A 25,017-nucleotide genomic window follows, 5' to 3' on the forward strand; every position below is an offset into this window, starting at 1 on the left:
TGTAGAATTGAACTCTACTTTAATAAGTTAAAGTCACTGTAACCGTATCAACATAATCCCCTGCTGGGAAAAAACTGCCTTGTGCAGGTACTCGACCATAAATGTTGATCTGTTGTGTTCCGCTCGTTCCTGTACCTTGTGAATAAGTAGTATTGTCCCAAGTCTGGCTTAAATCCGCTGATTTATATAATGAGTATTTAATATAATTGCCTGCATTTTTCATACGGCGACTTGTACCATCATAATTTAAACCATTATCCAATCCCACCTTCCACGAAGTATTGGTTGGACAAGACAATGAAATCGTCGTTACACCAGAAACAGCGTTGGATAAATCACTGGTTTGTCCAAAGTTTAGGTCAGGTGTCGAATATAAATTACAGCTATTTTCATAGTTTGCAGTAACCAGCAAATTATTGGTTTGACTCTTACCTGTTGCAATCACCGTTTCTTTGCTTGGATAAGCTTCTTCGCTATACGCCATGATTAGGGTCATTGGCATATTAAAACTTGTGTAATATGAAGCTTTTACATTTTGACCAGGATAAATTTTGCCATAGATCGGTACTGTATAAGTCGCATCATTTTGACCAACACCAAAAACCTTATTTTGACATACCAAACTTGAAGCATTGGCTTTGGTGTCAATACGCTGAGTCATGGCAGAATCATAATATAAATCATAGCTCAGATAAGCACTTAAATCGCCATCACCAGTATTTGAAGAAATACGGCGACGGTTACTCGCCAAAGTCGGGCTTCCTTCTGGTACAAATAGGCAAAATGTCACGCGCACAGGTTTGGACTGACCATATTGATTACATTTAACCGTAACATTGGTACTGCTTACACCACCTTTACTACTGACCGAACCGAAATTTAAGGTATCAACCGAAAGCCAGCAAGAACCTGTCGATGCTGCATGACTTTGGCTTTGAAAAATGAACATCAACGCACAACTTAGGCTGATCAAATACAGTAATTTGAGCATATATTTTTTTGAAGAATATCCCGAATCACGACTTATTTGCATATTAAATTCCCTAAATCAATATAACCAAATTGTTGACTTAAATCTGGCAAATCAATCTGACAATAATCTCCATTATGCTCTACAAAGAGATGCGAAGACTTTGGATTTTCTAGATAAATCAAACCTTCACGTGCAACAATCGTTTGTGCAGGTTGATTTTCCGCAGGACTTTGTTCTTGATTCCAAACAGCACTTCCCATGGCCAACTCCTGACCATTGAGATCATGTGCCGTAAATTGGATTGAGCGAATGCGGTATAAAGGAAATTTCACAAAAATACCGGTACCGTTATGTGGCACAGCATCTATTCGTGTTGTTTCAATTTTATAATCTACAGGCAAAGCCAATGTATCAATCGAAATATTGTTATGCTGATAAGCATTTAGATAATCTACCAATAGCAACCCATGTTTATTGGTCTTACCGATGGTTCTATTTTCAATTTGTACAGGGATGTCTGCAACACCATCCGTTGAAACCACAGCAAAAGATCCGAGTGATTGGCGCATTGCAAACAAATGATTTTGCATCATCACCAGACTTCCGCGTGTAGATGCCATACTGGTGGTATAGTCCTGACCATTCATTTTCGAGTTTTGAATACCCACATTCCACTCGCCATAATTATTTTGACGCTGCAATTGCGCCTGCATCAAATAATGATCTGAATCGGTATAGTTGGCATTTGCTAACCAGCCCCAATCAGGTTTGTCTTGCATAGCGGTACGGCGAACACTTGCAGAATACTTATTGGTATCATCATCATGCTGCGCATAAACCGTTGCATTGGTCTGACGATCTAGAGGAATATTTAAAGATAAATAGAAAGAATTATTTTTATTTTCCAGATCACGTGTCATGTTGAAATTTAAATAGCGATGCGAAGCAAATACATAAGACCAATTAAAAATCGCAAATTTATTTTTGGCTTGCTCGTATTCTTGTTCAGCATAGCTACCACCAAACTGACCATAAGGCGTATTGATACCCACAAAAGCCTGATTTAAGCGTTTGGTATAACTATAACCTTGCGAAGTTGCGATATCTGCATATTGATCAGTGGCTTGTTGATGTTTTAATGAAACATTAAAAACTTTATTACTCCATTCATAGCCTAGATTGTACTGCTGACCTGCATCATTGTTGAACTGGCTATAACTATATGAACCATTCACAATCCCTAGCGTACTCGGTAGACGTTGTACTACGCCCACGCCTGACATATATAAATCTTTGCCAAATTCAGCATGACTTTCTAAGGTTGTATCATTGCTCAAACCATAGCGATAAGAACCATTGAAAACGGGGTCATCACCATAACTAAATGATTTAATCGCATAATCAAGTTTACTGACCCCTAGATTGACATCCCAATCTGCCAATCCCTCACGTAACAATTGTGCAGAACCGAACAATGAAAAATTGACCACACGTTGTTGACCATTGAGATCAGTAATCACCAATTGTGCATTGCCCGCACCCGTAATCGAAGGTACAGATTGCACATTGAATTATCCTGGCGAAACTTGATTGGTACTTTGTTTAATACCATTAATTAACAGATCAACCGTCGATGGCAATAGCACGGAACCCTTAAAAGACTCTAAAGGTGAAGTCACTTGATAGGGTTGTAAACTATAATTTTTTGCGATTCTCAAACCTGAAATACGCGTGGAACGGCTCCAGTCTAAAGCTCTTGATTGGCTATCACCCAAAGTCAAAGTGATTGCTTTATCCTGAAAATCTTTTTGCCAATACGTATCTAAAACTTCACTTTTAAATGATTCGTCTTGATCTGTTTTAGTATAAAGATGATTGGCAGAAATACTAAAAACACTGCCTTGTGACAAACCCCAAAAACGCAGTTCATTCCAACCGCTTAAAGACCAGCTATCTTTATTTTGCTGTGCATAAAAATCATAATTGAACAACACACCCGGTTTCATTTGATCAGGATTGACCAATGCAGGTGTGATACGGTCGTAACCTACGATTTGTTCAAATGCACCGAGTAATTTTTCCGAAGCCGTCAAAGTTATCAACTGACGAGAAGCATCATATTGGGAAGCCAAACCATTAATTTTATTTAGGCTGATAAAATTGGGGTGATTTGCTTCATCTGCCAATTGCACATTTAAATGCAGCTTAGCTAAGGTTTCACGATCAACCAATAAATCATTTTCAGTTTGTAGAAAATGTCCAATCACCTCATCTGAAGATTGATTTAAAACAACATTTAAATACAAATCCTGCTCAGTTTGCGCAGTAGAAATAGAGGGATTGTCATCAGCGAAACTTTGATCTGAATAAGAATAAAACAAACCAAAACCAAGAACTTGAAGTACAGCACAACAATATGTTTTTTTCATTGGAAGGCTTATTTCATTTTCAAGATTTGAGGTTGGCCGTCCATGTTGATACGTGCTTCAAACTGTCCATTTGCAAGCATTTCTTTTAATTTTGGTATGTCAAAACTCATACTTTGATTTGCCAAAGCATAGCCGAGTAAACCTTTCACCACTGGAATTTTGTCACCATTGGGATTGATATAATTGAGTTGGCTAATACGAATATGACTATTACCGTGATTATTCACAGTTAATTGCTGATTTTGAAAGACAAATTCAACCTGACTTAAAGATGTTTGCCCATTTTTACTGGCAATATCATTTTTAGATTGAAAAAATACAGGCACCGAATATTGCAATAAAAGCTGTAAACCTGATTGATCATTATTTTTTGCACTCGGCAATTCATCAATGATCAAACGATATGTTTGCTCTTGCGTATTTGGCAGAGGTGATATTTTTATGACACGAATCAATTGCTTACCACCTGCTGGGATTTCAGTCACCATCGGGCTAGCAACAATATTTTTAGTCGGGACAAGTACATCCTTACCCTGACTCTGTGTCCATTCTTGCACACGAGTTTGCGCATGAATGGGATTATCGCTGGTATTGGTCAACCAAATTTCTTTTGCATTTTCAGTAGTTGAAAACTGCAATGAAATGGGTGCAACTTGCAAACTTGCAGCCAAAGTCGACATTGAAGAAAGCACAAATGCACTACTACATATGAAACGTACAAGACTATTCAAGATTGTGCCCTCTTCAAATCAAAACGAACTAGACAATTAAACTGGTTAAATGTCTCAGCTCATTTATAAAACTTAGTAAGTAACAGTTGCTGTTACTGTATCTAAATAGTTACCTGCTTCAACGTTATTCTCGCCAGTAAGTTTTGCATAAACAGTCAAAGCTTGAGAGTTACCAGAACCAGTATTGGCTAAAGTATTGCTTTTATCCCATGCTTGTGAATATTGAGCATCTTGGAATAAGTTATAAGCAATCGTGCTACCAGAATTTGAAGCATTACTCATTTTACCATTACCATTTAAAGCGATTTTATATGGCGTACCTAAAGTACAAGTAATATCGAGCTGACCAGTAGCAGTATTTTGTTTACCAGTAGAACGATCAATAGCATCGAAGTTCACATCTTGTGCATTGGTAAATTTACAAGATTCATTAACAGTAATCTTTACTTGAAAAGTTGTGCTGTCAGTGCCCGCTGCATTTGTGTTCAAAGCAACCAAAGAAGAACCAAGAATTAAAGAAGATACAAGAAAATTTCTCATCAGAGTAGTGCGTCCAGAATAGATGAAAGATCATACAATTTATGCTCGCATTATAGACTTAAAATTTGCTGTGTAAATATTCATTTTATATATTTTTCCCATCATTATTAGTGTAACTTTCGATTAAAATGTTACACAAATTAACATTATCTTTAAAATACCAAGCTTTTAGATGTAGATTGGCAATGTTTTTATCACAATATGAGAGCATGAAAAAAATGATTCATTTGTCTATTTTTTAGACTAAAAATTATCAATTTTTTCTAAATTTTAATATTTTAAATTTTTAGCATAAAACACTTATAAGAAAAAACGAATTTATATGTCAATTTTCCAAATAAAAACAGATAATGCTTTTAGTATAAATAAACTATGCAAGTATAAAGTGAAATAAAATTACTATAAAAACAATATCTTTTAAGGGAATTTTAACTTTTAATTTATTTTTTTTTGAAACTGCTTATAAATAAAGTTGTAAGGATCTCAGCTTATAAGCATTGTTCTTATTTTTAAATTTAATATGAAAATGAAATATTAAATTAGAGCTAAAACTCAATTTTTTCTTAATAATCGTATTTTTTATACGGATCATTTTAAAAATATAAATAACAATTAATCTCACTCTTATTTAAATTTAAATTCAAAATATTGTTTAAATGTCAATATATTTACTGGCTGAATTGTTGTGTTTTCATTTACAATATTCAATCTGAATAATGATTCATTTTTTATATGAAAAATCTATCAATATTCTGTGAAACAGTTCACCAAAATGCGCCTAAATTTAGATCAAATTTGCGTTTATTTTTCACGTTATTTATATTTTATCTCTTTTCTTTTAACGAATATTTTTTATTCTTTTTATGCTGAATTTTTAAGCCGATTTTTTCAAAAATCAGCTCCTTTATTAAACACAATCTAAATTTTGCGAGATTTTTACGATTCATGCCCGATCCAGCCCATATATTTAAAGCCAATATCGTGTCATATTTGCAACGTAGGTTTTAAAAATTAGCGATGTAGCAGATGTTCTACATATCTCATTGCAGCTGATAAGCCCTAGAAAATGCAAAACATGTGATCTTTGCAGAAATGATAAATCTAGGCTGTAGGGCTTAAAGAAGGATTAAAAAACGGCGTAAAAGCAAAGGGCGGCATGTCGATAGATCATTTTTTATCAAATATAGCGTTTTCTTAGATAATTTATGCTGGGCAGTGCAAATTCATCGCATCCATATTAAATGAATGCGCATAATAAAAAGTTATGATGAAAATAATGCACTTTTAATAAAGTGAAATTTATCCTTTCCAGATTCTAAATTTCGCCATTGCCCACAGTACATAAGGTAAAAAGATCATCAAGACGATGTTATGTATGCTTGCACCAACTCGCCAATACCCCCGCCCAAAGATATCTACACGGCTGTTAAATATCTCCAACGCCAGAGCGATTAGAAATGTAACAGTCAAAGCAATATTCGATTTGAGCTGTCTTTTGTCGATTGCAGCGATGATATAGTAGAGGATTAAGCCCAAATAAATCAACAATGCATCAGTGCTTAAGCCCGTTAAATGTTTAATACTCGTAGAAATTTCTTCAATTTTAGATACAAACATATTCACTCTTTTTTATTTTTAAATACAAATACTTAATCGACATATTTAAATTTAAGAATCTTAGACTCTTTGCATAGCAGATATGCGCAAGATTATATGTCAAAGTGATCTGAGTAAATATGCATTTTTGTTGTTATCAGGATAATTGGGCTTTTAATTGTATGGTTTAATATCTTGGATTGGCCTTTTCAGCCCCCCAATAAAAGCATAACCCGAGTTCTGCTCCCTGCAAAACTCGGGTTAATAAGGTTGTGCTTTCATCATTATTTTTTATTGTATGCTATCCATGTCTACATCATATCCATGATGGTTCTTCCAACGGCGTCGTCTTCCTTAATGGGATTAATCCTTTCCCTACTCCGTGTGCCGATGATTAAAGAGTAAGCCAACTGCGAATGTTATACTATCCGCTTGCGCCTAAATCCTTGTAAGAAATTGCTTACATGAATATTAAATATCTTTTTCAACTTTTATTTCATATCCATCTTGTGCTCTTGTGCGATTTCATCAGTCACTATTTTCTCTTCCTTTTCAGCCTTTTCGATCCCATCTTCAATTGCGTCTTTAGCTTCCTGTTCATCTGCAGCACTTTGCTCCAGCTCCTCTTGTACTTGTTCAAATACACGCCCTGTCTGCAATACGACATAAACTGGAAAATGGTCAGACCCTACAAAAGGTACTCTGTGCATTTCGACTAAAGCAAAATCTGTTGAATGAAAAATATGATCCAGTGACCAGCGTAACAAAGGATATTTCGCATGAAATGTATTGATATATTTTCGCCCAACACGAGGATCTAATAGTCCACTCACACGTTGAAATAAACGTGTTGTTCGCGACCAAGCCACATCATTTAAATCACCCAACACGATGCTACTTTCATCACGATCTTTTATATGATCCCCCACGATCAACAATTCAGCATCTCTGAGTGTGGATTCTTTCGCTTCAGTTGGACTTGGCGGTTTGGGATGTAAACAGTAAATCTTGACCTCTTGTCCTGAGCGCAAAACCACAGTGCTATGGATCGAAGGAATTTCATTACTCAAGATAAATTTAACTTCAGTTTCTTTAAGTTCTAAACGACTATATAAATGCATGCCATAAAGATTGTCCAAAGGCACTGGAACTCGATAAGGATAATCTGACTCAATCACAGAAAGTTCATTTTGCCATGTCTGATCTGTTTCAAGCGTCAATACTAAATCAGGTTTTAATGTTTGAATCTGTTCAATCAATAAATGATATTGATCATTGGGCGTCAACACATTGCTAACCAATATAGAAATCTGCTGTTCGGGATTGAGCTGTTCTGTACGAACCTGTTTAACCTGTTTTTTCCATACAAATGTATAGGGCAAGATCATTTTCAACTGATAAATCAAAGCTGCAATAAGTAGTAACAAAATGATTTGTCGTTTGAGATTCCATTCAGCCTGATAAAAAATCAATAATATGAATGCGATAATCCCCACAACAACGATTTGCAAGCGAGGGAAATCAGCACCTCGAAACCACCATTCATCACGTGGGATGAGAGACCAAAAACTAAGTAAAATCACCAATCCAGCAAGTATTTCGATCCATATCATTTAAATGCTCTCTTGTATTCTTAAATTTTTATCTATTCATAAATTTATATCAGTTTTGCATGTAACATAAACAAGATATATTGCACAATATAATTGTGTTTTGATTGTGTACGCTATTGCAGTTACACGTCCTTTTGATACACTCAAGCCCCCCTTTTATTTTTTATTAACGCACCGAGGCAAAATGACATGAAAGTAGGTCTGGTCGGTTGGCGCGGGATGGTTGGTTCCGTCCTTATGCAACGTATGGTTGAAGAGAATGATTTTGCTCATTTTGAGCCGTTCTATTTCTCTACCAGTAACGCAGGTGGTGAAGCTCCTGCTTTTGGTGGTAAAACTGCCCCAGCACTTATGGATGCGACGGACATTAACAGTCTGAAGCAAATGGATGTCATTATTACCTGTCAAGGTGGCGATTATACATCTGAAGTTTTTCCAAAACTCAAAGCTGAGGGTTGGAATGGTTACTGGATCGATGCAGCATCTACACTTCGTATGAATGATGAAGCAGTGATCGTACTTGATCCTGTAAACTTAAGCGTGATCAAAGATTCTTTGGTTAAAGGCACCAAAACTTTTGTTGGTGGTAACTGTACAGTTTCATTGATGTTGATGGGTATCGGCTCTTTATTCCAACAAAATTTGGTGGAATGGATGACTGCGATGACTTATCAAGCAGCTTCTGGTGCTGGCGCGCAAAACATGCGTGAGTTGATCTCAGGTATGGGTTATTTATATAACAATACCAAAGATTTGCTAGACGATCCAAAATCGGCAATCTTAGACATCGACAGCAAAATCGCAGACTTGCAACGTGGCGAAGGCTTCCCTTCTGCTAACTTTGGTGTGCCATTGGCGGGTTCATTGATTCCTTATATCGATAAACAGCTTGAAAATGGTCAATCTAAAGAAGAATGGAAAGGTCAAGCAGAAACCAACAAAATCTTAGGCAACTCTCAAATCGTGCCTATCGACGGTCACTGTGTACGTATTGGTGCAATGCGTTGCCATTCACAAGCGTTAACCATCAAACTTCGTAAAGATGTGCCACTTGATGAGATTGAAGATATGATTCGCCAATCAAGTCAATGGGCTAAAGTTGTTCCAAACACCAAAGAAGCGTCTGTAACGGATTTAACTCCAGTTGCGGTAACAGGTACTTTGACTGTTCCAGTAGGTCGTTTACGTAAACTCAATATGGGCAAAGAATACCTTGGTGCTTTCACTGTAGGTGACCAATTACTTTGGGGTGCCGCTGAGCCTTTACGTCGTATGCTTCGTATTTTAATTGACTATAAAAACGCTTAATTAGATTAATCCGCATTTTTTAGTTCAAGAATGAAAAGCCGATCACATTTGATCGGCTTTTTTTTTGTGAATGTCTTGTGAAATCATCACATTCTTATAACATGTAAAACATTGGGGATTTGTCATCATTTTTTGATCGTTTTTTGGATCGTAATGACTATTTATAAAATTATTAAAATTGCCATTTTATTGGGGATTTGTACGCATTCGCATGCAATTGTTTTGGAACAGACTCAGATTCAATCTGGCGCTGGCGAGCTTTTGTATGCTGAAATTCCATTTAAAAATTCAGATATGTCGAGTGCTATTCGAGTTAACCTTGCATTAGATGCAGATTTAACAGCAACAGGCTTAGCTCAGCGCATTCCTGGCAGTCTAAATTTTTATACCCGTCGAAATGCTGATGGCTCAGGTGTCATTGTGATTACTTCGACACGTCCTATTATCGATAGCGATCTCAATATTGTGATCAAAGTCGTTGAAGGTAATGCAGCGCGCATACAACAAATTAAAATGCCGATGCATAAACCACAAAATGCAACTGTTCAAACAAATAGTATGACTGAAAAGCGACTTGAACCGATTGTATTGGTCAGTGAACGAGATATTGCGCTCAATCTCGCCGAAAGTAGCAGACACAAACCAGAAACGTTGAGCCCGACCAATAAAGAAACATATAACAACTCCCCTTTGGTGATGAGCACAGGGATACCACCTGCATTGCAAAGTGTCTCCACGCAAAACTTAGTTAAAACCTTGTCTAGCAATCAAACTGCATCGAGCAGTGCAAATGCGTTCACAAGCAATAGCAATGCAATCTCAATCAACCCAACATCTCAAACAGCGCTAGCAGAACAAAACAATCCTGTCGCCCCCTTAGATTCTAAGCAAAACACACCAAAGCAATTGACCAAGTATCCGTCTACTGCTCATCCGATCGCAAAAAGTCAGCCGTCCAATCCGCAAAAGCAACATTCACAAAAGCATATCGTCAAATCCAACGAAAGCTTATGGAGTATCGCGCAAAAGATCGCTGTCAAATCCAAACGCAATGTCAGTGATGTCATGCGAGAAATCCAAAGCAATAATCAGCATGCATTTATCAATGGCAATGCCAATCGACTCAGACAAGGTGTAGCACTCAATCTTTATGCGACTCGTTCCTCACAAAAACCGACAACGAGAGCATCGACAGCTACAAGCAAAAGCCAATTTCAACAAACAGGCAATGCGACAAAATATCGCTTAGATCAAGCTGAAATGACCTTGGTCACTGATAAGCAAAACAATACACAACAGCTCAGTAGCCAAAATTCAAATCAAAATAAAGCGCCAGCTGTGAATAATAAAATCAAAAACATGCGCCTACAAACACTTAATTTACAACAATCTGTAACTCAATCTGAGCTTGCATTAAAGCAAAAAGAAGTTCGGATTAAATTGCTCAATGAAAAATTGGCACAGTTGCAACTACAGCTTTCAAAGCAAAATAAGACAGATAAAACTGTCAAAAAATCGATTTAAATGCGTATTTGAATTTTTAATGGGGAAATTTTATGTGGTATGTCATTCCATTTGCGATCTTGTTAATTATTTTATTCATTTTAAAAAAACGTGAATCGAATAAACTTAATGAAAAACCAACTCAAGCCTCCAAAAGTGCGCAAAAAATACAGGAGTCCGAGCAAGCTCCTCCCCCTTCGGAAGCAACAACAAGTACTGCAACCCCAACGCAAACCAATCAAACGGCGCTAAACAGCAATATTTTGCAAGAACTGCAACAAATCAACCCCCTTACGATTCACAATATCGAGTTATTGATCAGTGAAAAGAAATTTTCACTTGCGGAAGCACTCATCAATAAAACCCTCAAACAACACCCTGATTCTGCTGTTTTATTTCTATATCTACTTGATATTCATTTAGAACTTGAAGATCAAATGGCAATTGAGCAATTGATTAACTATCTGCAAAATGCCAATAAAAAAGACATATTAGCCCAAATCCAAGCAAAAAAAGCGGCACAACTACAGCCATCAAAAGATGAATTTCCAGAAACTCACCGTTCGGATCAAAGCCCAATCTTTGATGAGGAAATAGTACTAGCCAAACAGGCGAATGCTGATTTGACGGCGACAGGACAACCATTATTTACCTATCTTGAGTTTGAACAAAAATCAGATATTTCAATTGCAAAAACAGAAGCCCAACCCGAGCGCCAAGCTTTAGAATTTGTCATCGAAACAGTAGAGCCTGAACCAAATCAAATCAGTGAAGATAGCGCTCAATCCAGTTTCAATGAGCCAGAAAATATAGAGCTTGATGTGGCATTTTCAGATGCTGCTGCAGAGTTTGAAAATAACACTGAAATTCAGCCCATCAAATCCCCTATTGATCCGATCAGCAAAATTTACCCAGAAGCAACAACATGTGACGAAGTCGAATTGAATTTGATTCTTGCGGAACACTATATAAAACTTGGTGCATTTGATGCGGCATCACGTTTGATCTCAGAACAAGAGCAGCAATATAACGATTTACAACGTCAACAATCACAAAATTTGTTAAACAGCATGGCATCATAAAATTTTTCGTTTTAAGATAAAGCGGTCATTCCAACATGGCCGCTTTAAAACTATGACAAAGAAAATTGCATTAATTTATACAGGTGGAACCTTTGGCTGTATTGGTGAGCCATTAAGCCCGATGCCTCACGAAAGCTTTATTCCAAAGCTAAAACGTATTTTGCCAAATCAACAGCAAATTGATTGTTTCATCAGCAAAAATATTCTTGATAGCAGTGCCGCAACAGCGAAAGACTGGTTGCAACTGATTCAACAAATACAAGAGCTACAACTTGCAGGCTACGAAAATTTCGTGATTATTCATGGAACAGACACGCTAAGTTATGCAGCTGCGGTTTTGTCACGTTTTCTGCAGTCTTCATGTCGTGTGATTTTGACAGGTAGTCAGTATCCTTTGCTCAATATCGAAGGTAATGATACTCGCGAATTTACTGATGCAATCGATAATCTCAACAGCGCATTAGATCAAGTAGTTAAAGTTACAAATGGTGTTTATTTGGCATTTTATCATCAAGTTTTTCATGCCAGCACCGTTCTCAAAGTTCATACCACAGCACTTGATGCATTTCGTGGGCAAAAACACGATCATGATCTTGAACAAAATCAGCAACCTCCTCATTTCAATGAACCATTACTGATCAAAAATGAGCATTTTCAAAGAGCTGAACAGCTAAATATCTTGAACTGGATGATGCTCCCGATCAGTAAAGAAAAATTTGCTGACAATTTAAAACAGCTCCTTGTTAACCCTCCTGACTTTCTAGTGATCCAAGCATATGGCACAGGAAATCTAAATGTTGACGATGAAATCATTGAGATTTTCAAACAATTAAAACAACGGTCTTGCCAAACCATTCTAACGACGCAAGTTCCTTTAGGTGGTATGGATCAGCGTTATTCTGTTAGCCAATGGATCAAAAATGCTGAAATTTTGACAAATGATTGTGCAAGTCTTGCAGATCTTTATGCCAAAATTTTGAAAATCTATTTACAATACCCAACTTCACAACAATGGCATGATCATTGGTTTGATTCAGCTGAATAGAGGTTTGGTATGCAACGTTTTGCGGTAGGTATTGAGTTTTGTGGCATTCGTTATAGAGGTTGGCAAACTCAGCAAGCTGGCGTGAGAAGCGTTCAACAAAGTATTGAAACTGTCCTCAGCAAAATTGCAGATGAACCGATTATTTTGCATGGTGCTGGGCGAACCGATGCAGGCGTACATGCAACCAATATGGTGGCACATTTTGATACCCAAGCCATTCGCCCGATTCGTGGTTGGTTAATGGGTGCAAATAGTCAACTTCCAAAAGATATCGCGATCCAATGGATCAAGGAAATGGACTTTGATTTTCATGCACGTTTTAAAGCGCAAGCACGTCGTTATCGTTATGTGATTTACAATTCACCCAATCGCCCTGCGCTGCTCCATAAACAAGTCACGCATGCTTTTTATGATTTAGATGCAGACAAAATGATTGAAGCTGCGAAAAAGTTTGAAGGCACACATAATTTTGAAAGCTTCCGTGCAGCATCTTGCCAATCCAATCAACCTGTTCGTACTGTGTCACATTGTCGATTGATCAAACATGGGGCTTATCTGGTTCTTGATATTCAAGCGGATGGCTTCTTGCACCACATGGTGCGTAATATCGTTGGCTGCTTGCTTGAAATTGGGCAAGGCATGTATGACATAGATCATATCGATGAAATATTTGCAGCAGAAGATCGTAAAGCTGCAGGGATTACTGCTCCGCCTGATGGTTTATATTTCATACAGGCTTTTTATCCCGAACAGTTTGACCTACCTCAAGTAGCCTTAGGTCCGCATTGGCTCAATATGCCTGAGTAAGCTTTATATAAATGCTAGAGAGCTAAATAAACGAGCGTAACTATTACTATAAAGTAGATGAAGTTTTATACAAATCATTCAGATATGATTAAAAAAGCAGAATGCCATTTATTGGGCTGGGGTATAAGAATATACCCCTCAGACCAACAATGGATTTTGATACTTTTGCGCTGTCAAAAGTACGCTTACTTGGCTAGACCAAGCAAAGCTCAAATAAAAATGCGATCGATAGAAAATCATTTGATAAAAATGAAATTTTCCATCGCAATTTCATTTTTCAAACAGCGAATAACCTATCGCTGTTTACGTTTTCTATATTCAACTGGCGTCTCATTGGTCCAACGTTTAAACGCACGATAGAACGTACTCGGTTCAGAAAAACCTGTGAGGTAAACAATTCTTTCGACACTTTCATTGGTATTCGCCAATAATTTCTTAGCCAAACGACAACGATAATCCGAAAGAATTTGCTGGAAGCTTGTATTTGCCTCAGACAATTGAGTACGCAATCGACGTGGCGTAATCGCAAGCTGAGCAGCAACCGTTTCTAGCGTCGTTTCACCACTTTCTAGCGTAGAGCCAATCGCACGGCGAACTTCACCGACCAAATCATAGCGTGCTAACTCTTGAAGTTTTTCAATCGCAAGTTGTTCATGCAATTGTAAAAGCTCAGGTTCAGCTTGCCATAAAGGAAAATCTAAAATCGATTGGTCGAAATAAAGTCGCGTCTCTTTTTGCCCCAAACTGACTGGGCAACCGTAGACTCGAAAATATTCTTCTTCTTTTGCACCTTGGCTAAAGTTGAAGTCGATATACAACGGCTCAAAACGCCCTTCTGTAATAAATTTAAAGAAGCGCAAGATGCCAGAAATAGCACATTCTGAAAAATGTCGATTGACAATACTTTCTGCCCAAGGCTGTTCACCATTGGTCAGGTAGCATTGACCATCTTCAATCACTAAACGTGCATGAAAAGCATCACTAATCAAGCGTTGATATGCCAACGCTCGTTTTAATCCTTCACCAAAATTTTCACTGCTAATAAACAAGTGTTCGATCACCTGACCACGATAAAGTGGTAGATGTTCACCTAGATGCAAACCAATATCTGGGTCGCGACTTACTTCTTCTGCTGCGATCCAGAACGCATATTGAGCACTTAAAGGTGTACGCGCATTTTGTTCGACTTGATTGAGCGCGACACCTGCTTTAGTTAATATATCTTCAGTTGGCAATCCAGCACGTCGAATCGCTTGATAGCCTAATCGTAAAACAACCGAAGCATCCGTTAGCTGACCCACTTAATCACCCTTCCTTGTATGTTATTCATTTATACTTAAAAACATACAATTTAGATTACAGTCGATTGACCAAACTGACAACAGGTCTATGCAATTTTTTGTTGAATATTTTTATCTGTACTTTCGATTATTTTGAATGCATCTATGCCAACAACACCGCGCTTTGTCTTGTTTTTTTCAAAAAAATTGCCTATAATTTGCGCCTTTCCAATTTGATCATCAGGTAGGCTATGGCCAATAAAGAGGAACTTATCGAGTTCGAAGGCGTTGTCACCGAAACGCTTCCTAATACTATGTTCCGTGTACGTTTAGAAAACGGTCACGAAGTGATTGCCCACATTTCAGGTAAAATGCGTAAACACTATATCCGTATTTTAACTGGCGACAATGTTAAGGTTGAAATGACACCATACGATTTGACTAAAGGTCGTATTACATACCGTGCGCGCTAAGTTTTAGTCGAAGCAAGAAAAAGCCACATGACGTGGCTTTTTTTGTAACAAATGAATATAAATCGCTTAATTTAAAGCACTGGTTTTACAGCCAATCGTTTTACATTCACGTAAACGTTCTTGTAACCAATGATTACGATCTTGTGTTTGGCTCAGGCGGCACTGTACATCCACAGATGAACCATGACTGCACTCTGCATCTCTTTCTTTAATCCAAGCGACCTGAGAGCGTTTTAAGATATTTTTCTGGTTAGCGTTCAATTTAGTTCGTAATGTTTGATAATTTTTATTCAGCTCTGCATCTGCGCTTGCATAGACTTTATTTGTACAATAAATATCATCAAAATTATTTCTCGTACTATCGCAGTTGTCAGCAAAAGCCAGTCCAGAGAAGCCTAAACAACTTAAAACCAATAAAATTTTTTTCATGTTTTAACACCTTTTTTCAATCATGCAATATTTATGTTTGATTCTTTTATCTTTAGAAATTCTAAAAGATTATTTTTAGGATAGGCTGCTTATCAGCTTTATCACTTTGTATATATTCTATCCAAAAATAAGGATTAAAATACGAGTTTATTGTCAATAAAATTTAGTTTGGAGTTGAGAATGAAAAAGCACTTGATCATTTTAACTTTTGCGATATTGGCAACAGCCTGTCAAACTACTGATCTGCGCCCTGTCGATTTGCATGCCTATTTACTTTCTTATCTCGGCATGAGTAGCGCTGATATTCAACAAAAACTAAACTTTAAAAGTCTAGGTTATCAAAGCGCTCAAGCCATTCAACACAACAATCAGTTGATTTATACCCTATATCAGCCGATGAATATTCCAATTGCACAAAGCTCTGATCTCAACAATCCTCTCCCATCATCAGCAAACAGTTATGATCTTAATTTGAAATGTCATGTTATTTTCAATTTAGAAAATGGTATTGCTAGATCAATTTCGTATGAGGGCAAGGCTTGTTAATTGCTTATTATTTCAGGCATAAAAAAACGCAGCGAGAGCTGCGTTTTTTAACATCATGATTTTAAACTAAAGCACTAACCACCGCATCGCCCATTTCAGATGTACCAACAGCTTTCATGCCTTCTGACATGATATCAGCTGTACGTAAGCCTTGATCCAAGACATTGCCCACAGCATCTTCAATCGCTTTAGCAGCAGCTTCTTCACGGAAAGTATAACGAAGCATCATCGCCACAGATAAAATCGTTGCCAATGGATTTGCTTTGTTTTGACCTGCGATGTCAGGTGCTGAACCGTGACATGGCTCATACATACCTTTACCATTTTCATCTAATGATGCAGATGGAAGCATACCAATAGAACCAGTAAGCATTGCAGCTTCGTCAGACAAGATATCACCGAACAAGTTACCTGTTACGATCACATCAAATTGTTTCGGTGCACGAACCAATTGCATTGCAGCATTATCAACATACATGTGTGAAAGCTGAATATCTGAATACTGTTCTTCTTTGAGCGCAGTTACTGTTTGTTTCCAAAGCTCAGTCACTTCAAGTACGTTAGCTTTGTCAACTGAACACACTTTACCCCCACGAAGTCCCGCAAGTTCAAAAGCAACTTTGGCAATACGTTTGATCTCAGATTCGCTATAAACGTCAGTGTTATAACCTTGTTTTTCGCCATTTTCAAGTTCACGGATACCACGTGGTTGACCGAAATAGATACCGCCAGTCAATTCACGAACGATCAAGATATCCAAGCCTGAAACGATTTCAGGTTTTAAACTTGAAGCATCTGCAAGCTGTGGATATAAAATCGCAGGACGTAAATTTGCAAATAAATTCAATTCACTACGAATTTTAAGTAAGCCACGCTCTGGACGAATCGAGCGTTCGATCGTATCCCACTTAGGACCGCCAACAGCACCGAGTAAAATTGCATCTGCTTTTTTTGCTTGTTCAGATGTAACACTCGGGTACGGTTCGCCATGTGCATCAATCGCTGCACCACCAAGTAAACCCTGTTCCCAAGTTAAACCTAAATTGAATTTTTCATTGACACGTGTAAGGACTTTTTCAGCAGCAGCCACAATTTCAGGACCGATCCCATCACCTGCTAAAATCAAGATTTGTTTAGACATCTGTTATTCCATGTTTATAAATTCAGTTTGAAACTGAGAAAAATTAAATCTTTTGTTCAACAAACTCACTGATACCAGTCAATACATCGTAAGGACGGCAGAAACGGCGAATTGTCTTTTGCGCTTGCAATAAATCTACACATAAAGGCATTGGCGCAGAAACGCTCAGCAAACTTCCCGGTGTCGTAAAACGCTTACGGTACATTTTCAAGGTATAGTTTTGCTTGGCTTTAAAGTTGTGAATCAGATGAAAAACTTCGGCATGTTTATTTGAAATAGGATAAAAACGAACCACCAATTCTGCTTGGGTCGGTGGAACCGTCAAATACAATCCTTTATCTTTAAATGAGTTATCTACTAAATGCACATAACCTTTTTGAATCGCATCCCGATTTACACGCTGAGTCGTTGCATTGACAATTTCTTGCTTATCAAAACGCTCGAACTCACAACTTTGAGCACCTGAACAATAAATTTTGACATTATTGGCAGCAATAGGCTGTTTTTCAGCCTGTTTGATACGCATTCGATCAACTGACTGACTCGCACATCCACCTAAAAATAGACATGCGAGTGTAAGTACAACACTTTTACTGACAACTTTGGTCATTTGTTCTGCCCCAATCTTGCTCACAGATCGACAATATTTCAATTTGAATTGCGAACATGTTAGCAAGACTTCAGCTTTCACGCTATGCTTAAATATTAAACTATATTTTTCAATATATTAGTTAAATAATTCAAGCACAATTTAAACGATTAACCACGAATCTCTTGGAACACCCAAGGACGTGATTGTTGAGTCTTTTCTTCATAAGCTTTGATTGCATCAGCAGCTTGAAGTGTTAAACCGATATCATCCAAACCATTTAACAAACAGTGTTTGCGAAAGGGGTCAACTTCAAATTTGAACGCTTCACCAGATGGTGTACGTACTTCTTGAGCTTGCAAATCAATCGTTAGCTGATAGCCTTCATTTTCAGCACATTCTTTAAATAATTGATCGACTTGTTCTTCTGTCAAAATCACAGGTAACATGCCATTTTTAAAGCTATTATTAAAGAAAATATCAGCAAAACTTGGTGCAATCACCGTACGGAATCCGTATTCATCCAAAGCCCAAGGCGCATGTTCGCGGCTTGAACCACAACCAAAATTTTGACGTGCGATCAATACAGATGCACCTTTAAAACGTGGCTGATTTAAAACGAAATCAGGATTGATTGGGCGTTTTGAATTGTCTTGACCTGGATAACCTTCGTCTAAATAACGTAATTCATCAAATAAGTTGTCACCAAAACCAGTACGTTTAATTGATTTTAAAAACTGTTTTGGAATGATCAAATCTGTATCGACATTGGCACGATCTAATGGTGCAACGATACCTTGTTCAACGGTATAAGCTTTCATTTTTTGCTCCTTAGAATGTACGTACGTCAACAAAATGACCAGCGATTGCTGCTGCTGCTGCCATTGCTGGGCTAACTAAATGTGTACGACCGCCATTACCCTGACGACCTTCAAAGTTACGGTTTGAAGTCGATGCACAGTGCTCACCCGGTTGCAATTTATCAGCATTCATCGCTAAACACATTGAACAACCCGGCTCACGCCATTCAAAACCAGCTTCGATAAGGATTTTATCTAAACCTTCTTTTTCTGCTTGTGCTTTAACTAAACCAGAACCAGGGACAACCATGGCTTGTTTGATTGAACTTGCTACTTTTTTACCTTTGGCAACTTCAGCAGCAGCACGAATATCTTCAATACGAGAGTTCGTACATGACCCAATAAAGACGCGGTCCAATTGGATATCTGCCAAAGCTTGACCTGCATCCAAGCCCATATATTGATATGCACGTGTCCAGTCATTGCGTTGTACATCATCTCGTGCTTGTTCTAATGTTGGAACAGCTTGAGATACTGGAATCACCATTTCAGGTGAAGTACCCCATGAAACCTGAGGTTCAATCTCTTCGCCTTGCAACACAACAACCGTATCGAAATGCGCATCAGCATCACTATGTAAAGTATTCCAATAAGCGACTGCTGCATCCCATTGCTCACCTTTTGGCGCATAAGGGCGATTTTTAACATATTCAATCGTTTTGTCATCGACAGCAACCATACCCACACGAGCGCCGCCTTCGATTGCCATATTACATACAGTCATACGACCTTCGATCGACATATCACGGAATACTTGTCCGCCAAACTCAATCGCATGACCCGTACCACCAGCAGTACCAATTTTACCGATAATAGCCAATACCACATCTTTTGGCGTTACGCCTTGACCCAATGTTCCGTCAACACGTACCAACATATTTTTCATTTTCTTTTGAACTAAGCATTGAGTCGCCAATACATGTTCAACTTCCGATGTACCAATGCCGTGTGCCAAACAACCAAATGCACCATGTGTAGCCGTATGCGAGTCACCACAAACCACGGTCATACCCGGCAAAGTCAAACCTTGCTCAGGACCAACCACATGCGCGATCCCTTGACGGATATCATTGATTTTAAATTCAACAATATTGAACGCTTCACAGTTGTCATCCAAAGTTTGTACTTGGATACGTGAAGTTTCATCTTCAATACCAGCAATCCCTTCAGAACGCTCTTTCTTAGAAGTGGGTACATTATGGTCAGGTGTTGCAACGTTGGCACTTAAGCGCCAAGGTTTACGACCTGCAAGCTGCAAACCTTCAAAGGCTTGCGGTGAAGTCACTTCATGTAATAAATGACGATCGATATAGAGTAAACTTGAACCATCATCTCGTTGTTGTACTAAATGGTCATTCCACAATTTGTCATACAATGTTTTTGCAGATTCTGTTTTTGCTTTTTGGGTTTCGCCTGCCATGTCGATATGCTCCACTGGACTGGGTAATTCTTTCATTAAACTCGATTATAGTCGCTATTTTACATAAATCTAATTTATCATTTTTATTAATTTAAAAACTTTTTGGAATCTTTTTATTACAATTTGTATCTCACTGTTTTTTTCATGAGAGCCTATTCAGTATTGCTCAGATTCAGCCATTTTCACAGAATATTTCCAGCTTATTTACAAAAACGATTGCAATAAATATATTATTCACTTTTACATTTTAAATGATAATGATTATTATTCATTAAATCGAAAAATTGAAATGAGGCATTCAACATGGCACGTATCCAAAACTTTGTAAGCAATAATGGTCGAACTTTAAAGAAAACTTTTAGCTACTACATCATGCACATTACTGTAGCAATGGTGGTGGCTTATTTGGTCACTGGTAATTTATGGATGGCAATGACTTTAAGTTTGCTTGAGCCTACAGTGCAAGCTTTTGCTTTCTTTTTCCACGAAAAAGTATGGAATCGTAAAGAAAATAATGATGCTTTAAAAAATCAAAGCCTCGTATAAATCGCTTTAAATACTTGCCTCATTTCTCAGTAAGGCCATTCATTGGATGGCTTTGCTGACTTTAAAATAAGCAAAAATATAAGCCTCGTAACATAAAAATCAGCATATTTAATTTAATTTATTCACATTCTTTATAAAATTATTTTATAATTAGATATTTATTTCATAACCAAGTTGTACGCTTATGAATCTTGCAGCATTTGAAGCCTTTGTTAAAGTCATGGAAACTGGTTCGATTTCTATGGCAGCAGACCAACTGTTTATTACTCAACCGGCTGTCACGAAGCGTATTCATAGTCTGGAAGACTATTTTGGTGTGAAACTATTTGAATCTGCGGGACGTGGTGTTCAAGCCACACATGCTGCACATTCATTATTGCCAAAAGTTAAAAACTGGCTAAATGAATTGGGCGATATTCATCACACCCTAAGTCATGAACAAGGTCAGGTTCAAGGTAAACTGAAAATTGGTACAAGCCATCATATTGGCTTACACCATTTGCCGATTCATCTAAAAAATTATGTTCAACAATATCCGGATGTCACTTTGGATGTGCATTTTGTCGATTCAGAACAAGCGCATGAACAGGTTTTAGCAGGTGATTTGGAGTTGGCATTTTTAACTTTGCCACCTGTGGGTGATGATCGACTCGAATATATCACCATCTGGAATGATCCACTGGTTTTTGTCGTGTCACCATTTCATCCTTTGGCGCATAAGAAAAATCTTAGATTAGAAGATTTGATCGAATATCCAAGTTTATTACCAGCTGCACAGACTTATACCAGTCAAATCACGTTGGCAGAGTTTGAGAAACAAGGGCTGAAACCGAAAATCACCATGAGCAACAATCCACTTGAATCGATCCGTATGTTGGTTTCAATTGGATTGGGTTGGTCGGTACTCCCAAAAACACTACTCAATCAAGATTTGCATCAACTTGAAATCCAGACCAATATGAATCGTCATTTAGGTATGGTTTGGCATCCTGCACGTACTCAATCTAGAGCCGTTCAAGAATTGATTGAAATGATGAAGTAACTCGCCAAATATTTCCCTCTCTTAACTTTTAAGAAAGGGAAATTTAAAACTATTATTTGGATTGATTCACTGAATCTTCATGTAATGATTCATTTAATTGATCAACGACAATCGCCCACTCTCCATCAGATTTCATTTTTTCTTCTATAAATTGGCGCTGTGCATCTGTCCAATAGTTTGCATCATTGATGAAAGTATCACGATCAAGTTGGTGTGTACTGATAAATTCGGCGATTGCTTCTTCACTCGCATCCAAACCAAGCTGTTCAAATAGATGTGTCATTCTTGGGCGTGGATTGTTCATTTTGCGTCCTCTATTATGTTATTTTTCATATTTAGATTAACATAACAAATCCACTTATCTTGCAATTTAACGTTTATATTTTAAATATTTAACAATTTAAAACATGCCATAAATACCCTTAAAGTCATTTTATCCAAACTCTATCACATAAATTGCAACAGGTTGTGGTTTAGGCATCAATAAGGGAGCTACACCCATAAATAAAAGCAGTGAATAAACCAATAATACGATGATAGGTACACCCCATGTCACACCACCGTATAGTGCAAAGAATTCTGGAGAGTATCGAGGGTTGTTCATATATTTTTTAACTTTTGCTAAAGCAAAATTGCGATATAATGTATTTCCCCAAAAACCCAGTGTGACATTAAAAATTAAATTTAAGATTAAACATGCACTCATAAAATAATGTTGATTTATTCCACTGAGCAATAAAACTAAAATTAAAAAAGTGGCAATAACCAACATACAAAATGCATATAAATACATTTTCCGATATAAAAGCCAGTAAATTCCAAAAAGGAAAGCAGCCCAATTAAAACCTATTTTCGAGTTATTTTCACAATAGTGAATATACTTTTTTTCAGAACCAATGAAATTTTTAAGTAATTCATTTTGCGTTAAATCATTCATTTTTATATAGCTTTATTATCTCGACATTTATAGTTAAATATGCATGCTATAACAAATTAAATCAATTCATCACCTCATTATTACTATAGATTAAGCAAAATTATGACCGATCCAATACAACACAATCACCACGATCAGCAATCCTAATGGCGAATAAAAATCTGTTCCGCCTTGTTCTCGCAATTCTTGCTCTAGGTTATTTGGCTGAAGACTAATGATTTTTTTAATTTTCTGATCAACAAAATTTTTATATATTCCATTTCCACCCGCCCCTATACCTATTGTAATACCAATAGCAATCCCTCGATCGACAGAACTTGATGTGGGTATAAAACAATAAAGAATAAACAAAGCGAAAAAAATAAAACTATATAAATACATTTTTCGATACAGTAACCAAAATATGCCGAGAAAAAATGCAGCAACATTAAATCCATTCTTATTATTTATTTGATCAAAACGAGATTGATAATATTTTTGATATTTTTCCCCAACAAATGTTTCTCTATACGACTCTTGCATATCCTGTGATATATCAGAGTTTTCAATATTATTATCCATGACCTTCCCCCAAGGTATATAAAGTTTTAAATAATCAATATATAGTCAAGTTTTAAGTTATTCAATTTATATGGTTTTTTTGTTTTATATGACAAAAAAAAGCAGTGTATATGACACTGCTTTTAACAATAAGAAATTAAATCGACCAATCTTCTATCGGCCAATTTTTCGATAGCGCCAATGCCTCTAATCGCTCATCAGGACATACCACTACAGGATGATCGGCATATTCCAACAAGAAACGGTCATTGATCGAATCTGAATAAGCCCAAGACTCTGACACTTCACGACCATCAAGCCATTGATCTAGACGAACCAATTTACCTTTTTGGTAACACGGCAAGCCAGCAACCTTACCTGTATATTTGCCATCTTTGACTTCGGCATTGGTCGCAATAATATTTTCTATACCAAATTCACGGAAAATCGGTGCAGTGATAAAGTCAGAAGTTGCAGTAATCCCCACAATTTCATGTCCTGCATCTTTGTGTTTTTGAATCGCTTCAAAACCTTTTGGGCGCATTTTTTCGCGAATGACTTTTTTCATAAATAACTGGTGCAATTCAGTTAAATATTCATTTGAATTTTGCGTTAAAAACTCAAAGACAAATTCGTTATAAGCAATCGGATCTAACTGCCCTGCTTTGTAATCTTCATAAAATTTATCATTCATTTGGCGATGATGGACTGGATCTACCAAGCCTTCATTCACTAAAAACTCTCCCCAAGAATGGTCAGAGTCGGTATTTAATAAGGTGTGATCTAGATCAAACAGCGCCAATTTCATGAAAATACTCATTCAAACTGAAATTTAAGAAAAAATTTGTAATTCTAGCTCGGCTAGACGAGCAAAATTCGTTAAGATCATAGCAATTTTAAAACATTTTACTTTGATCTTTTCGTGTAGGGCTAAAGAGTGACTGTCCCCGAGATCAAAGTCAACGATATTGATAAATTTTTAGGTAGCCAAATGATCGATTCAGAAGGTTTCCGACCCAACGTCGGGATCATTTTGGCAAATGATAATGGACAGGTTTTATGGGCGAAGCGCATTGGTCACAATGCATGGCAATTTCCGCAAGGAGGCATTCAATACGGAGAGACTCCTGAACAGGCACTTTTTAGAGAGCTAAGAGAAGAAGTCGGCTTATTGCCAGAACATGTCCAAATTATTGCGCAAACCAAAGGTTGGCTGCGTTATCGTTTGCCACACCGGTACATCAGGTCAGATTCTGATCCGATTTGTATTGGGCAAAAACAGAAATGGTTTTTATTAAAACTGACAGCTTCAGCTCAAAATATTCAGTTGGATTTGTCCGATCCGCCAGAGTTTGATCACTGGCAATGGGTCAGTTACTGGTATCCGCTTGGGCAAGTGGTAAATTTCAAACGTGATGTTTACCGTAAAGCCATGGTCGAACTATGTATGCAATTACCACAGCAAAGTTCTGAAAATTCATCGAAAATGTAAATGATTTTTCAAAAAAAGCTGTTATAAATAAAGTGGTGCAATCTATTTTGCAATCATCTTTCGGGGCAAGTCATTTTTAATGATTTACCCACAAA

The 25,017-nt window shown here is 37.3% G+C and carries 27 protein-coding genes; 10 read left to right on the forward strand and 17 right to left on the reverse strand.

Annotated features, from left to right (window positions below; all coding sequences use genetic code 11):
• Positions 1-19: 19 nt before the first annotated feature.
• From F960_RS23190 to F960_RS01500, 7 genes are all read right to left on the reverse strand, one after another.
• On the reverse strand, positions 20-1,033 hold the full coding sequence (locus F960_RS23190) for a Csu type fimbrial protein (protein WP_004855281.1): 1,014 nt from the start codon (positions 1,031-1,033) through the stop codon (positions 20-22).
• On the reverse strand, positions 1,024-2,538 hold the full coding sequence (locus F960_RS21410; RefSeq protein ID WP_004855284.1) for a fimbria/pilus outer membrane usher protein: 1,515 nt from the start codon (positions 2,536-2,538) through the stop codon (positions 1,024-1,026). The genes F960_RS23190 and F960_RS21410 overlap by 10 nt, the downstream gene beginning before the upstream one ends.
• 6 nt (positions 2,539-2,544) lie before the next feature.
• Positions 2,545-3,402 (reverse strand): fimbria/pilus outer membrane usher protein, encoded by an 858-nt coding sequence (locus F960_RS21415; protein WP_004855286.1) that lies wholly within the window; start codon positions 3,400-3,402, stop codon positions 2,545-2,547.
• 8 nt (positions 3,403-3,410) lie between these two features.
• Complete coding sequence (locus tag F960_RS01485; RefSeq protein WP_004855290.1) at positions 3,411-4,133, reverse strand: fimbrial biogenesis chaperone; 723 nt, start codon at positions 4,131-4,133, stop codon at positions 3,411-3,413.
• A 72-nt stretch (positions 4,134-4,205) separates the two neighbouring features.
• Positions 4,206-4,673 carry a Csu type fimbrial protein gene (locus F960_RS01490; protein ID WP_004855295.1) on the reverse strand — a complete coding sequence of 156 codons (468 nt, stop codon included), beginning with the start codon at positions 4,671-4,673 and terminating at the stop codon, positions 4,206-4,208.
• 1,299 nt (positions 4,674-5,972) lie between these two features.
• Positions 5,973-6,290, reverse strand: coding sequence for a hypothetical protein (locus F960_RS01495; protein ID WP_004855303.1), 318 nt, complete (start codon positions 6,288-6,290; stop codon positions 5,973-5,975).
• Between the two features lie 470 nt (positions 6,291-6,760).
• On the reverse strand, positions 6,761-7,882 hold the full coding sequence (locus tag F960_RS01500) for an endonuclease/exonuclease/phosphatase family protein (protein WP_004855309.1): 1,122 nt from the start codon (positions 7,880-7,882) through the stop codon (positions 6,761-6,763).
• A gap of 189 nt (positions 7,883-8,071) precedes the next feature.
• Between F960_RS01500 and asd the strand changes: the two genes are divergently transcribed.
• The 5 genes from asd (at position 8,072) to truA (ending at position 13,627) form a co-directional block, all read left to right on the forward strand.
• On the forward strand, positions 8,072-9,190 hold the full coding sequence (gene asd / locus F960_RS01505; protein ID WP_004855310.1) for an aspartate-semialdehyde dehydrogenase: 1,119 nt from the start codon (positions 8,072-8,074) through the stop codon (positions 9,188-9,190).
• A 153-nt stretch (positions 9,191-9,343) separates the two neighbouring features.
• Positions 9,344-10,714 (forward strand): type IV pilus assembly protein FimV, encoded by a 1,371-nt coding sequence (locus F960_RS01510; protein WP_004855314.1) that lies wholly within the window; start codon positions 9,344-9,346, stop codon positions 10,712-10,714.
• A gap of 32 nt (positions 10,715-10,746) precedes the next feature.
• Positions 10,747-11,775: a T4P machinery localization factor FimV gene (gene fimV, locus F960_RS01515; RefSeq protein WP_004855317.1), complete on the forward strand. Its 1,029-nt coding sequence runs from the start codon at positions 10,747-10,749 to the stop codon at positions 11,773-11,775.
• A gap of 52 nt (positions 11,776-11,827) precedes the next feature.
• Entirely contained in the window at positions 11,828-12,820 is a 993-nt protein-coding gene (locus F960_RS01520) for an asparaginase domain-containing protein (protein ID WP_004855322.1), read from the forward strand.
• A gap of 9 nt (positions 12,821-12,829) precedes the next feature.
• Entirely contained in the window at positions 12,830-13,627 is a 798-nt protein-coding gene (gene truA / locus F960_RS01525) for a tRNA pseudouridine(38-40) synthase TruA (protein ID WP_004855323.1), read from the forward strand.
• 293 nt (positions 13,628-13,920) lie between these two features.
• Here the strand turns inward: truA and F960_RS01530 are convergent, their stop codons facing one another.
• Positions 13,921-14,928: an AraC family transcriptional regulator gene (locus tag F960_RS01530; RefSeq protein ID WP_004855326.1), complete on the reverse strand. Its 1,008-nt coding sequence runs from the start codon at positions 14,926-14,928 to the stop codon at positions 13,921-13,923.
• Between the two features lie 230 nt (positions 14,929-15,158).
• Between F960_RS01530 and infA the strand changes: the two genes are divergently transcribed.
• Complete coding sequence (infA, locus tag F960_RS01535) at positions 15,159-15,380, forward strand: translation initiation factor IF-1 (protein WP_004718087.1); 222 nt, start codon at positions 15,159-15,161, stop codon at positions 15,378-15,380.
• Positions 15,381-15,446: 66 nt separating this feature from the next.
• On the opposite strand, the gene F960_RS01540 is transcribed toward infA, so the two are convergent.
• A complete protein-coding gene (locus F960_RS01540) occupies positions 15,447-15,809 on the reverse strand; it encodes a lysozyme inhibitor LprI family protein (protein ID WP_004855327.1) in 363 nt (120 codons plus the stop codon).
• A 180-nt stretch (positions 15,810-15,989) separates the two neighbouring features.
• Between F960_RS01540 and F960_RS01545 the strand changes: the two genes are divergently transcribed.
• Positions 15,990-16,355: a hypothetical protein gene (locus F960_RS01545; protein ID WP_004855332.1), complete on the forward strand. Its 366-nt coding sequence runs from the start codon at positions 15,990-15,992 to the stop codon at positions 16,353-16,355.
• Between the two features lie 61 nt (positions 16,356-16,416).
• On the opposite strand, the gene leuB is transcribed toward F960_RS01545, so the two are convergent.
• From leuB to leuC, 4 genes are all read right to left on the reverse strand, one after another.
• Positions 16,417-17,496, reverse strand: coding sequence for a 3-isopropylmalate dehydrogenase (gene leuB, locus F960_RS01550; RefSeq protein WP_004855334.1), 1,080 nt, complete (start codon positions 17,494-17,496; stop codon positions 16,417-16,419).
• Positions 17,497-17,539: 43 nt separating this feature from the next.
• Complete coding sequence (locus F960_RS01555) at positions 17,540-18,106, reverse strand: hypothetical protein (protein WP_020847051.1); 567 nt, start codon at positions 18,104-18,106, stop codon at positions 17,540-17,542.
• A 149-nt stretch (positions 18,107-18,255) separates the two neighbouring features.
• Positions 18,256-18,906, reverse strand: a complete 651-nt coding sequence (leuD, locus tag F960_RS01560; RefSeq protein WP_004855340.1) for a 3-isopropylmalate dehydratase small subunit — start codon at positions 18,904-18,906, stop codon at positions 18,256-18,258.
• Between the two features lie 10 nt (positions 18,907-18,916).
• Entirely contained in the window at positions 18,917-20,365 is a 1,449-nt protein-coding gene (gene leuC / locus F960_RS01565; RefSeq protein WP_004855345.1) for a 3-isopropylmalate dehydratase large subunit, read from the reverse strand.
• A gap of 303 nt (positions 20,366-20,668) precedes the next feature.
• Here leuC and F960_RS01570 point away from each other — a divergent pair, with 303 nt between their 5' ends.
• Complete coding sequence (locus F960_RS01570; protein WP_004855348.1) at positions 20,669-20,911, forward strand: DUF2061 domain-containing protein; 243 nt, start codon at positions 20,669-20,671, stop codon at positions 20,909-20,911.
• Positions 20,912-21,095: 184 nt separating this feature from the next.
• The gene (locus F960_RS01575) at positions 21,096-21,953 is read left to right on the forward strand and encodes a LysR family transcriptional regulator (protein WP_004855351.1); all 858 of its coding nucleotides are present in this window, start codon (positions 21,096-21,098) and stop codon (positions 21,951-21,953) included.
• A 52-nt stretch (positions 21,954-22,005) separates the two neighbouring features.
• Here the strand turns inward: F960_RS01575 and F960_RS01580 are convergent, their stop codons facing one another.
• The 4 genes from F960_RS01580 to F960_RS01595 all read right to left on the reverse strand — a co-directional run bounded on the left by F960_RS01580 (position 22,006) and on the right by F960_RS01595 (position 24,238).
• On the reverse strand, positions 22,006-22,257 hold the full coding sequence (locus F960_RS01580) for a DUF2789 family protein (protein WP_004855354.1): 252 nt from the start codon (positions 22,255-22,257) through the stop codon (positions 22,006-22,008).
• Positions 22,258-22,386: 129 nt separating this feature from the next.
• On the reverse strand, positions 22,387-22,890 hold the full coding sequence (locus F960_RS21420) for a DUF2628 domain-containing protein (protein WP_004855356.1): 504 nt from the start codon (positions 22,888-22,890) through the stop codon (positions 22,387-22,389).
• Between the two features lie 90 nt (positions 22,891-22,980).
• Positions 22,981-23,451, reverse strand: a complete 471-nt coding sequence (locus tag F960_RS01590) for a DUF2628 domain-containing protein (RefSeq protein ID WP_004855359.1) — start codon at positions 23,449-23,451, stop codon at positions 22,981-22,983.
• A 136-nt stretch (positions 23,452-23,587) separates the two neighbouring features.
• On the reverse strand, positions 23,588-24,238 hold the full coding sequence (locus tag F960_RS01595; protein WP_004855362.1) for an HAD family hydrolase: 651 nt from the start codon (positions 24,236-24,238) through the stop codon (positions 23,588-23,590).
• A gap of 183 nt (positions 24,239-24,421) precedes the next feature.
• On the opposite strand from F960_RS01595, the gene F960_RS01600 reads away from it, so the two are divergent.
• Complete coding sequence (locus F960_RS01600) at positions 24,422-24,922, forward strand: RNA pyrophosphohydrolase (protein ID WP_035374175.1); 501 nt, start codon at positions 24,422-24,424, stop codon at positions 24,920-24,922.
• Positions 24,923-25,017 lie beyond the last annotated feature (95 nt).

The sequence above is a fragment of the Acinetobacter gerneri DSM 14967 = CIP 107464 = MTCC 9824 genome (genome assembly GCF_000368565.1).
GTDB lineage: Bacteria > Pseudomonadota > Gammaproteobacteria > Pseudomonadales > Moraxellaceae > Acinetobacter > Acinetobacter gerneri.

What these genes read in the sequence shown, in the direction of transcription:
- F960_RS23190 (WP_004855281.1), bottom strand. Translation starts at nt 1,033, where the DNA reads ATGCAAATAAGTCGTGATTCGGGATATTCTTCAAAAAAATATATGCTC.
- F960_RS21415 (WP_004855286.1), bottom strand. Translation starts at nt 3,402, where the DNA reads ATGAAAAAAACATATTGTTGTGCTGTACTTCAAGTTCTTGGTTTTGGT.
- F960_RS01490 (WP_004855295.1), bottom strand. Translation starts at nt 4,673, where the DNA reads ATGAGAAATTTTCTTGTATCTTCTTTAATTCTTGGTTCTTCTTTGGTT.
- F960_RS01495 (WP_004855303.1), bottom strand. Translation starts at nt 6,290, where the DNA reads ATGTTTGTATCTAAAATTGAAGAAATTTCTACGAGTATTAAACATTTA.
- F960_RS01500 (WP_004855309.1), bottom strand. Translation starts at nt 7,882, where the DNA reads ATGATATGGATCGAAATACTTGCTGGATTGGTGATTTTACTTAGTTTT.
- asd (WP_004855310.1), top strand. Translation starts at nt 8,072, where the DNA reads ATGAAAGTAGGTCTGGTCGGTTGGCGCGGGATGGTTGGTTCCGTCCTT.
- F960_RS01510 (WP_004855314.1), top strand. Translation starts at nt 9,344, where the DNA reads ATGACTATTTATAAAATTATTAAAATTGCCATTTTATTGGGGATTTGT.
- fimV (WP_004855317.1), top strand. Translation starts at nt 10,747, where the DNA reads ATGTGGTATGTCATTCCATTTGCGATCTTGTTAATTATTTTATTCATT.
- F960_RS01520 (WP_004855322.1), top strand. Translation starts at nt 11,828, where the DNA reads ATGACAAAGAAAATTGCATTAATTTATACAGGTGGAACCTTTGGCTGT.
- truA (WP_004855323.1), top strand. Translation starts at nt 12,830, where the DNA reads ATGCAACGTTTTGCGGTAGGTATTGAGTTTTGTGGCATTCGTTATAGA.
- infA (WP_004718087.1), top strand. Translation starts at nt 15,159, where the DNA reads ATGGCCAATAAAGAGGAACTTATCGAGTTCGAAGGCGTTGTCACCGAA.
- F960_RS01540 (WP_004855327.1), bottom strand. Translation starts at nt 15,809, where the DNA reads ATGAAAAAAATTTTATTGGTTTTAAGTTGTTTAGGCTTCTCTGGACTG.
- F960_RS01545 (WP_004855332.1), top strand. Translation starts at nt 15,990, where the DNA reads ATGAAAAAGCACTTGATCATTTTAACTTTTGCGATATTGGCAACAGCC.
- leuB (WP_004855334.1), bottom strand. Translation starts at nt 17,496, where the DNA reads ATGTCTAAACAAATCTTGATTTTAGCAGGTGATGGGATCGGTCCTGAA.
- F960_RS01555 (WP_020847051.1), bottom strand. Translation starts at nt 18,106, where the DNA reads ATGACCAAAGTTGTCAGTAAAAGTGTTGTACTTACACTCGCATGTCTA.
- leuD (WP_004855340.1), bottom strand. Translation starts at nt 18,906, where the DNA reads ATGAAAGCTTATACCGTTGAACAAGGTATCGTTGCACCATTAGATCGT.
- leuC (WP_004855345.1), bottom strand. Translation starts at nt 20,365, where the DNA reads ATGGCAGGCGAAACCCAAAAAGCAAAAACAGAATCTGCAAAAACATTG.
- F960_RS01570 (WP_004855348.1), top strand. Translation starts at nt 20,669, where the DNA reads ATGGCACGTATCCAAAACTTTGTAAGCAATAATGGTCGAACTTTAAAG.
- F960_RS01575 (WP_004855351.1), top strand. Translation starts at nt 21,096, where the DNA reads ATGAATCTTGCAGCATTTGAAGCCTTTGTTAAAGTCATGGAAACTGGT.
- F960_RS01580 (WP_004855354.1), bottom strand. Translation starts at nt 22,257, where the DNA reads ATGAACAATCCACGCCCAAGAATGACACATCTATTTGAACAGCTTGGT.
- F960_RS21420 (WP_004855356.1), bottom strand. Translation starts at nt 22,890, where the DNA reads ATGAATGATTTAACGCAAAATGAATTACTTAAAAATTTCATTGGTTCT.
- F960_RS01590 (WP_004855359.1), bottom strand. Translation starts at nt 23,451, where the DNA reads ATGGATAATAATATTGAAAACTCTGATATATCACAGGATATGCAAGAG.
- F960_RS01595 (WP_004855362.1), bottom strand. Translation starts at nt 24,238, where the DNA reads ATGAAATTGGCGCTGTTTGATCTAGATCACACCTTATTAAATACCGAC.
- F960_RS01600 (WP_035374175.1), top strand. Translation starts at nt 24,422, where the DNA reads ATGATCGATTCAGAAGGTTTCCGACCCAACGTCGGGATCATTTTGGCA.